7 protein-coding genes and 2 pseudogenes are annotated in these 9,044 nt (G+C 52.4%); 5 read left to right on the top strand and 4 right to left on the bottom strand.

Annotated elements, in window-relative coordinates; all coding sequences use genetic code 11:
- The 3 genes and pseudogenes from NXT00_RS07760 to NXT00_RS09470 form a co-directional block, all read left to right on the top strand.
- Window positions 1–346, top strand: a 346-nt coding sequence (locus NXT00_RS07760; RefSeq protein ID WP_259158626.1) for a hypothetical protein, incomplete at its 5' end; no start/stop codon positions are given.
- Window positions 347–487: 141 nt separating this feature from the next.
- Window positions 488–1,052: pseudogene (locus tag NXT00_RS09475) on the top strand (NYN domain-containing protein); the annotation flags it as partial.
- Between the two features lie 362 nt (window positions 1,053–1,414).
- Window positions 1,415–1,774 (top strand): annotated as a pseudogene (locus NXT00_RS09470) (NYN domain-containing protein); the annotation flags it as partial.
- Between the two features lie 26 nt (window positions 1,775–1,800).
- Here the strand turns inward: NXT00_RS09470 and NXT00_RS07750 are convergent.
- A complete protein-coding gene (locus NXT00_RS07750; RefSeq protein WP_259079623.1) occupies window positions 1,801–2,490 on the bottom strand; it encodes a hypothetical protein in 690 nt (229 codons plus the stop codon).
- Window positions 2,491–2,614: 124 nt separating this feature from the next.
- Window positions 2,615–2,983 (bottom strand): thioredoxin, encoded by a 369-nt coding sequence (gene trxA, locus NXT00_RS07745; RefSeq protein ID WP_259079622.1) that lies wholly within the window; start codon window positions 2,981–2,983, stop codon window positions 2,615–2,617.
- A gap of 157 nt (window positions 2,984–3,140) precedes the next feature.
- On the opposite strand from trxA, the gene NXT00_RS07740 reads away from it, so the two are divergent.
- Together NXT00_RS07740 and NXT00_RS07735 are read left to right on the top strand one after the other, a co-directional pair.
- Complete coding sequence (locus NXT00_RS07740) at window positions 3,141–3,344, top strand: heavy-metal-associated domain-containing protein (RefSeq protein ID WP_259079616.1); 204 nt, start codon at window positions 3,141–3,143, stop codon at window positions 3,342–3,344.
- Between the two features lie 157 nt (window positions 3,345–3,501).
- Window positions 3,502–5,715, top strand: coding sequence for a cation-translocating P-type ATPase (locus tag NXT00_RS07735; protein WP_259158641.1), 2,214 nt, complete (start codon window positions 3,502–3,504; stop codon window positions 5,713–5,715).
- Here NXT00_RS07735 and dnaB read toward each other — a convergent pair whose 3' ends face one another.
- Both dnaB and NXT00_RS07725 read right to left on the bottom strand, forming a co-directional pair.
- Complete coding sequence (gene dnaB / locus NXT00_RS07730; protein WP_259079614.1) at window positions 5,716–7,179, bottom strand: replicative DNA helicase; 1,464 nt, start codon at window positions 7,177–7,179, stop codon at window positions 5,716–5,718.
- A gap of 70 nt (window positions 7,180–7,249) precedes the next feature.
- Window positions 7,250–8,998 carry a glycoside hydrolase family 15 protein gene (locus tag NXT00_RS07725; protein ID WP_259158625.1) on the bottom strand — a complete coding sequence of 583 codons (1,749 nt, stop codon included), beginning with the start codon at window positions 8,996–8,998 and terminating at the stop codon, window positions 7,250–7,252.
- Between the last annotated feature and the right edge of the window lie 46 nt (window positions 8,999–9,044).

The raw sequence follows: 9,044 nt of genomic DNA, 5'->3' as shown, positions 1-9,044 counted from the left end.
GTCAAAAACCAAGCAAGCCACACTCACCGGCCACCAAAAACACCACACCATTCACCAACACAACCCAACTGCAATCAAAAAAAACAAAAAAACAATTGGCACACTATTGAGTTCTCAAACAACACACACCACACACAAACCACATGCGCAGCAACCACAAACCATACAACCTAACACCACACAGCGTCAAATCGCACCAAGCTCATGCACCACCACGACCAACCCTGGCCGCAACGACCCACATAAAACTACACACCCCACACCAAACACACAAATCCCCAGCACACAAGCTATAAATAAGAATTTTGAACTCACTAAACGTGGGTTCAACAGAAAGCAGGGTTGAATAGGCCCGGTCCCACTGGCGTGGAGTAGGGTCGTAAAGGAGCAAATCTACGGCTCAGCTCGATACGCCTTATACTGTGAGATACGGGTCGAGTAAGGGCCTATATAAAAAGTTACTTAGAGAAAGAATATTAGAATTATCATGCTTGAACGCACTCAAATTTATGTAGATACCTCGTATCTACTAGCCAGTTTTTACAATGCTTGGGAAACGGGCGCCCGCTCACAATTAGAGATTGATCTTCCTGAGGTAGTTAGAGTCCTAAGCAGTATGGTCGAGCAAAGTTTAGGTCAACCCGTTCATCGCCAACTGTGGTACGACGGTATTCCCGATACCGGCCCTCACCGTTATCAACGATCGTTGCGGACCTGTGCAGGTGTGCAGCTACGTGCTGGATCGTTGATTGAGTGGGGTGAGCGCCGTACTCAGAAAGCAGTCGACACCCGTCTGGTTGCCGATATGGTGCTCGCCGGAGTACGTCGCGAAGTAACTGATATGGTGCTCGTCTCCGGGGATGCCGATATGATTCCAGGTGTACAGGAAGCTGTGGATAACGGCATCCGTGTACACCTTTATGGTTTCGGCTGGGAGTCGATGTCCTCTGCACTGCGCTTCTCCTGCGATACCACCACAATTTTAGATCCTCGCATGGACTTTGAGGACTGTATGCAATTGCAGGTTCTCGAGGGGCCTCTGCCTCCGCGTATCCAGCAGGAAGAATCAAAAGACAGTGCTGACCATCCTGAGTACAAAGAGAATTTCGATCCTGATGCAGCGGATAATTTCCAACAGCCTTATGAATATCAAAGCGCTGAGAACTCGGAAGAACTCCAAGAAGATCATCAGCCCGAGAAGCAGAACGAGGTTATAGTCGAGAATGAGGCGGAGATCGTCGCGCAAGTCCCCGATACCGAAGTTCCGCCGCCACATCACGTGGCTGTCGAATCGATCAAAGTAGAACGCAACTCCGTCGAGGAGATTAAAGACGGCGTACGATCGGTATCGATAGAAGAAAACGTAGAATACTCAGCTGCGGTCAATACTGGAGACTCCAGTCCTTCTCCCACCGATGCACCGGCGAAACGCCCTGTGCCGAGTCCCTCCATGATGGCTCCACGGCGCAAGCTCCGGTCGCGGTATGTGCCCCTCCCTAATGAGGTGTGGACATCAAGTGGCTCTTGTAGCCCCTTTGATGTGGGTCAACAGTACGCAATTTGGTGGTATGAGAAGGCCGCCAGCCCCGAGCAACTTGATGATGCCCATACCCTAACTGGAGGTGGGCTTCCGCCCGAGATCGATCGGCCGCTTTTGCAATTTGCCTGCGAAACCCTCCATGAGTACACTCTCACCGAGTCTCAGCGGGTCAATCTCCGCGACGGATTTCACTCTGGAATGCGCGGAATACTATTGGGTAATCGCCCCGACTAGGCTAGGCCTTTAAATAGGTCAGGCTTTCAAGGGTTGAACCGCAGCTCTTTCTCAAGCGCCGCAATACGTTGAGCCACTCGACTTTCAGGGTGCGGTTCCTCAATAGTTTTCATCCGTTGGCGCGCGTCATCGTCAAGCAAGGTATGCATAGTAAGCGCTTGATCATGGCGCGCGTGCAATGAAGCTCTGATTTCACTGAACGCGGTATCAATGGGAATAATATCTAAGTCTGAGACGTCTGGACCTGTCGATATGACCCCGTTCCCTGGTTCAGTCAGGTGTGCTAACTGATCTGATAGATCCGCGGCGACCCTTGCCAGCTGCTTAGCTGCTTGTTCTTTCTGTTGTTGCGCTTCGCTGGCGAGGGCGTCCATCTGTTCTATGGCATCGTCGAGGCCGATGAGCTGTTCAGCATAAATATAAACTTCTTGCATGGTCGCATGTGCATTTCTCGGGAGCTCATAGCGGCGGTAATGGTTTGCTAATATCAGCAATTCTCGAATTTTTGCAGCCAGTAATTCACTTCGTTGAGCGGCTCGAGCTCGACGTTCGCTCAGTTGCTTTAGCTGAGCCTCCGCAGCACTTGCTTGAGACCAAATGCGCTGATACTCATCCTCGGTGGCGGAGAATTTCTTCTTAAGGCGCTGCAGCTCTGGGTTAGAGCTCGATAAAGCAGCCCGAAGACGCTTGATACCCCTCGCCATAAAGTGAGCCATATATGCGCGCTGCCTTTCTCAATTTCCTTGTTTCAGACCATTATAAGACCGACGCGCGCCCTCTTCAGCCCAAAAGAAGAAACCCAGTATTCACGCACGCGAATACTGGGATAAATGTAGGCGCCTAAGCGTTATCTTGCTGCTCAGCTACTTGCCGACGTACCTCATCCATATCAAGCGCACGCACCTGGCTAATGAGATCATCCAAAGCTGCCGCTGGCAGGGCTCCTGCTTCACGGTAGACCATGATGCCATCCCGGAAAGCCATCAACGTAGGGATGGACATGATTTGCAAAGCAGCAGCCAATCCCTGATTTTCCTCAGTATTGAGCTTAGCGAAAGTAATATCCTCGTGCTTATCGGCAGCCTTGGTATAAACCGGCAGGAACTGTCGACACGGTCCGCACCACTCGGCCCAGCAGTCAACGAGAACAATACCGTCTGCGGTGACCGTTGATTCAAAAGTGTCTTCAGTTACATTAACGAGTGCCATTGTCTATTTATCTCCTACTATTGAGAATGATTGTTTCTTAATTGAGGGCGGGGTACTCCCACCGCCCCAGTGTATTCATGGTCAAACAATCGTGCACGAAACGCTTTCAGCAGGCGTATTCAAGAGAAGAAAATACCTAGTGAAAGGGATATTTACCGTGGTGAAAAACTACTATGTTTCCGGCATGACGTGTTCGCATTGCGTCGCCTCAGTCACCGAGGAAATCGATGAGATTCCCGGCACCGAGGGTGTCGAGGTAGATCTCGAGACCGGACGCGTCTGCGTTACTGGCCAAGGATTTAGCGACGAGGAAGTCGCCGCTGCTATTACCGAGGCTGGCTACACCCTCAAAGAGTCATAGCAACCCCATCACCTGATGGGGTGAGTTCTCATTAAACTAGGGCTCGTACCAGCATCCTACGACGGTGGTATGAGCCTTTAATATTTTCAACCCAAGGAGAAGTGTGAGTAGCGCCCCCGCTTTATCATCTAGCCATATCGAGCTCGGGATTACCGGCATGACCTGCACATCATGTTCGACTCGGGTGCAACGCAAACTAAATAAGGTCGATGGGGTTCAGGCCGCTGTTAATTACGCCACTGAAACCGCCTCTGTGGACTACGATCCCACGAGTACGAATCCAGAACATTTAGCCGAGGTTATCAGGGCTGCCGGTTACGACTCATTCATTCTCAATGATCCACCAAAGAGCCCGCAGGAACCGGGTTCAGAGGAAGAAACTGAGATCTCACCAATCGATAGAGCCCGCGACATGCATGCTCAGCAACTGCGCAACCGGTTGGCAATTTCAAGTATTTTGGCGCTACCCGTCTTTGTGCTCTCCATGTTTAGCGCCACCCAATTCGATAACTGGCAGTGGCTCTGTTTCGCTCTCACTGGTCCAGTATATTTTTATGGGGGCTGGCCTTTCCATCAGGCTACGGTTCGCAATCTTCGTCACGGTTCCTTCACTATGGACACCTTGATTTCTTTGGGCACCACCGCCGCCTTCGCGTGGAGTATCTATGCGCTCTTCCTCGGAGATGCCGGAGAGAACACAATGCGCATGGCCATGAGCTTCTCATCGCATAGTGACCACAGCGGAGATCATATTTACCTTGAATCCGTCGCGGTAGTGATCGTCTTTATTCTTCTCGGCCGATGGTTCGAAACCCGGGCAAAAGGGAGGAGTTCCCAAGCCCTGCAAGAAATTCTCAACCTCGGGGTAAAAACGGCAACCATTCTAGAAAACGGTTCGGAACATCGCCGCCGCACCGAATTAGTCGATGTGGGCTCGATCCTTGTCGTGCGGCCGGGGGAGAAGATTCCCACCGATGGGATCATCACCGCGGGGCACTCAGGGGTCGATGAATCCATGCTGACTGGCGAATCAGTACCCGTTGACAAAGCCGTGGGCGATAAGGTCTTCGGTGGAACTCTCAACACCTCCGGACGGCTTTTGGTCGAGGCCACCAAGGTAGGTAAAGATACCGCTTTAGCGCAACTTGCGGAATTGATGACCCAAGCCCAAGCAAAAAAAGCACCCGTGCAAAAGCTTGCGGACGCAATTTCCCAGGTATTCGTACCCATTGTGGTCGTCATTGCGGTTCTTACCGTCTTGGTGCACTTCTTCCTTTTGAATGCTAGCTCGTCAGACGCCTTTGCTACCGGAGTCGCCGTCCTTATCATCGCCTGTCCGTGCGCTCTCGGACTCGCTACTCCCACTGCGCTACTCGTGGGCGCGGGTCGTGGTGCACAACTCGGTCTTGTCATTAAAGGCCCAGAGATTTTGGAAAATACTCGTCGGATTACGGCGGTCGTGCTCGATAAGACAGGCACTATCACCAAGGGTGAAATGACAGTGGACACGGTATCATTGCTTCCGGAGAGCGAGCTAAACCGCGACGAAGCCCTCAGATATGCTGCTGCCGTGGAACAGGGCTCAGAGCACCCCCTTGCTCGCGCCTTGCTGCACACACAGGCTCGTCCTCTGCCAGAGATTACGGATTTTTATTCGACCCCAGGCCGCGGAGTCGCAGCAACGGTAGCAGGGAAAAAAGTCGTTGTAGAAAAGCCGCACACGTCTGTTGATGCCAAGGTGGCGTCAGACATTCGGGACCTTGAAGCCAGTGGTGCCACAGTGCTATTACTCGGCATCGATGGTGTTTATCACGCCCTCATTGCGGTGCGCGATCAACTCAAAGACGGGGCTCCTGGGGCAGTTGATGAACTACGTTCTTTAGGGCTTGTACCCTATATGCTCACCGGCGATAATCGAGGCGCTGCCCAGTTCATGGCGCGTCAAGTAGGCATTGATGATAGTCATATCTTTGCCTCCGTCATGCCGGAACAAAAGGTAGAACGCGTGCAGGAATTGCAGCGTCGTGGTGAAACGGTGGCGATGGTCGGCGATGGCATTAATGATGCAGCCGCCCTTGCTCAGGCCGATCTCGGCTTGGCAATGGGCGCGGGCACCGATATTGCAATCGAAGCAAGCGATATCACGATCATGAATAACGATCCACAACATATACCGCTAGCCATTAAGCTGTCGCGGGCAACGCTTAGAACGATCAAATTAAATCTGTTCTGGGCTTTCGCCTATAACGTCATCTTGATCCCGGTAGCAGCCGTCGGCCTGTTAAATCCCATGTTTGCGGGTGCCGCAATGGCCTTAAGTTCAGTATTTGTAGTGGGCAATTCACTGCGCTTGAAGGCTTTCGGACGCTAATTAATGCGGCATATTGGCAAAGCGAGAAAAGTGTAGCTGGTGGGCCACGCGTACCGTGTCAATAGGCCCACCGCGGTGCTTTGCCAAAATAATATCGGCCTCGCCCGCGCGGCTATCTTCTTTGTCCTGTGAATCGGGGCGGTAGAGCAACATCACCATATCGGCGTCCTGCTCCAGAGATCCAGATTCACGCAGATCAGCCAATTGCGGGCGCTTATCCGTGCGCGATTCAGGGCCACGGTTGAGCTGGGAGATGGCCACCACCGGCACTTCCAGCTCCTTTGCCAAAAGCTTTAAGGAACGGGAAAATTCGGAAACTTCCTGCTGGCGTGATTCGGTTTTCTTGCCACTGCTCATGAGCTGTAAATAGTCGACGACGATTAGTTGCAGATCGTGCTTCTGCTTTAATTTACGTGCTTTTGAGCGGATTTCCATCATAGTGAGGTTCGCGGAATCATCGATAAAGATGGGGGCATCCTTAAGCTCGTCGGTGCGGCTGACGATTACCCGCCAGTCCTGGTCCGTCATGGTACCGCTGCGCATATCGGTTAACTTGATTTCTGTTTCCGCCGAGAGCAAGCGCATGACGATCTCGGATTTGCTCATCTCGAGAGAGAAGATTGCGGCTGCTTTATTGTTTTTAATGGCACATGAGCGGACAAAGTCGAGCGCTATCGTTGACTTTCCAACGCCCGGACGCGCCGCCACAATGATCATCTGACCTGCGTGTAAACCATTGGTGAGCCGGTCAAGATCCACAAAACCAGTAGGGACCCCTTGAGCTAGGCCGCCGCCGTCGGAAATGCTATCGAGTTCAGCGAGGGTTTCTTCCAAAATATCGCCTATCACCATATAGTCCTCGGTGGCGTTAGTGCGGGTAATGGAAAAGACTTCCTGTTGAGCTCGGTCAATAACGGCATCAACCTCGGCACCCTCGGTGCCCTCGTAACCTAATTGCACTACCCGAGTTCCAGCCTCGACGAGGCGCCTCAGAAGCGCCTTCTCCGCCACGATTTCAGCGTAATACTTAGCGTTAGCGGAGGTAGGAACCGAAGAGATAAGTTGCACGAGATAGGGGGCGCCGCCGATACGCTCTAAATCATTCGAGCGATCGAGGCGTCCACCCACGATCACCGGATCGATTTCGCGCGACTCAGAGAACAGTTCGATCATCGCGTTAAAAATAAGTTGATGGGCAACGCGATAAAAATCCTCTGCTCTGAGGATATCGATCATATCGATCACGGCGGAGCCGCTCAGCAGCATCGCTCCCAACACGCCTTGCTCGGCCGCTAGGTCAAAGGGAGGTTGCCGGTAATCGTCCACCGATGGGGCGGTCTCGCGTTGCTGATAGGAGCGAAACTGTCGGGGTTCAGCTACTGGGATATCCTCTTTCGGCACTGCCTGCGAGTAAATTGGGGCCTGCGCGTCGTCATCGAAATTGGTATCTGGAAAATTTGTCATATCGAGCGCTTTTCTCCATCTAGTTATATCCAGCGGCTCTCTGCCACCGTGGTCTGTCTACCATTATCGCCTACGCCTGAGCGACGCTAAAAACGGTGCGCTTCTTAGATATCGGATCTAACAGTGCACCGGCTGCACCGATCACTCCCACATGCGAGAATCCCTGCGGGAAATTCCCCCATAGTCTGTGGTTGTGCGCATCGTATTCCTCCGCTAGCAACCCCACATCATTGGCTGCCTGAAGAAGCGATGAGAACAATTTGTGTGCTTGCGACATCTCACCGGTACGCGCATAGTATTCCACCAGCCAAAAATTACAGATGAGAAAGGGAAATTCCCCTCCCTCCACGCCGTCGATCCCGGATTCGGTAGCGTAGCGGTAGATCAAGCCAGAGGGGCTGGCTAGCGTCTCCGTGATGCGCTCAACGGTGCGCGCCAATAACGGATCGGCCCAGGAGATTAATCCCGAGTAGGGGAGTTGCAGAAGGGCTGCGTCAACATGTGGGGAATCATAGGTTTGGCAAAAATATTGACCCTCAGGCTCGATTCCGTTCTGAAAAATCTCTTGTCGAATATCCATCGCGGTGTGGTGCCAGAGTGAGCGCGTCTGGGTATCTACTTTATGGCTGTGTGCTTGGTGGAGCATCGCTCGCAGGCCTCCGTAGATCATGGCCCTCGAATGCGTGAAATGGTGAAGATCTCCGCGCATTTCCCAGATTCCGCGATCCTTGTCCGCTATCCGCTCAATCATGGCATCCGTAATGATCAGCTGTGCCTGCCATGATTCGTAAGTATCGGGGTAGCCTCGATCCCGCAATTCCTGGCAAGCGATAAGCACTTCACCGGCCACGTCGGCCTGGAATTGCTCGCTAGCACCGTTGCCGATGCGCACCGGCAGAGAGGATCGATACCCCGGTAGATGGGGCAATTCCTGTTCCAGCAGATCAGTGCTACCATCAGCGCGGTACATGATTTTATAATCGCGTACAGCTAATGCAACCCATTGTCTCCACCGATCAATATATGAGATCGGATTGGGGCTGACACCCAAACTATATGCTCGCGCTAGAGCTTGGATGCTAAAGGCGCTATCGCGCAACCAAGCATAGCGATAATCCCAGTTTCTGCTCCCGCCTGGCCTCTCAGGTAAAGAGGTTGTGGGTGCAGCAATAATGGCTCCTGATGGATGGCACAATTGTCGTAGTACTTGAGCACTGCGCGAGGCCGCTCGCAGTATTTCATTCGATTCTTCTAGCGAATGCGTTTGTAGGGCATAGGCTGGGTGGGGGAGGACGTAGGGCCACGTCAAACGCACCCGAAAGATATCACCCTGCCTAATAGTTGGTGGAATGTCCGGACTATCGATACTGAGATCAACTCCATGGCACTGGTGAGTACTGATGCTTGGAGAATTATATTCAACCGCTGAGCGTCCATATTCGACTCCGATAATTAGCTCGTGATTGATATCGGCTTGACCGCGTATCCCTCGAATTTCACGATCAAAGATAACAGTTCCGTGTTCAATATTAAGGGTATCTGTGCGGCTAAACTCCGCTACAGCGGTACTGTAGACGCTCGTGAGTTGTCTTCCGTCGTAATGATATTCGCGGTGACAGTGCCAATCCTTGGGATTGTGTGGCCCCAAAAACCACCGACCATGGCGCTCATCGCCAAGTACGGCGGCGAAAATTGATGGAGAATCAACCTGAGGTAAGCATAACCAGTCCACACTGCCATGGCGTGATATGAGAGCGAGTTGACCGTTAGCGCCGAGCAGAGCGTACTCAGAGATGGCGGGCGGGAGGTAATGAGGCATGAGACCCCTTCGGCATTCCGTGATTGTGTGATTCTGTGATTCCGTG

Source organism: Corynebacterium sp. ES2715-CONJ3 (assembly GCF_024814365.1).
Taxonomy (GTDB): domain Bacteria; phylum Actinomycetota; class Actinomycetes; order Mycobacteriales; family Mycobacteriaceae; genus Corynebacterium.
This window is presented reverse-complemented; position numbering and strand designations above follow the sequence as displayed.

Excerpts from the sequence above, each read along its gene's own strand:
- dnaB (WP_259079614.1), bottom strand. The coding sequence starts at position 7,179 with ATGACAAATTTTCCAGATACCAATTTCGATGACGACGCGCAGGCCCCA.
- trxA (WP_259079622.1), bottom strand. The coding sequence starts at position 2,983 with ATGGCACTCGTTAATGTAACTGAAGACACTTTTGAATCAACGGTCACC.
- NXT00_RS07750 (WP_259079623.1), bottom strand. The coding sequence starts at position 2,490 with ATGGCTCACTTTATGGCGAGGGGTATCAAGCGTCTTCGGGCTGCTTTA.
- NXT00_RS07725 (WP_259158625.1), bottom strand. The coding sequence starts at position 8,998 with ATGCCTCATTACCTCCCGCCCGCCATCTCTGAGTACGCTCTGCTCGGC.
- NXT00_RS07735 (WP_259158641.1), top strand. The coding sequence starts at position 3,502 with ATGACCTGCACATCATGTTCGACTCGGGTGCAACGCAAACTAAATAAG.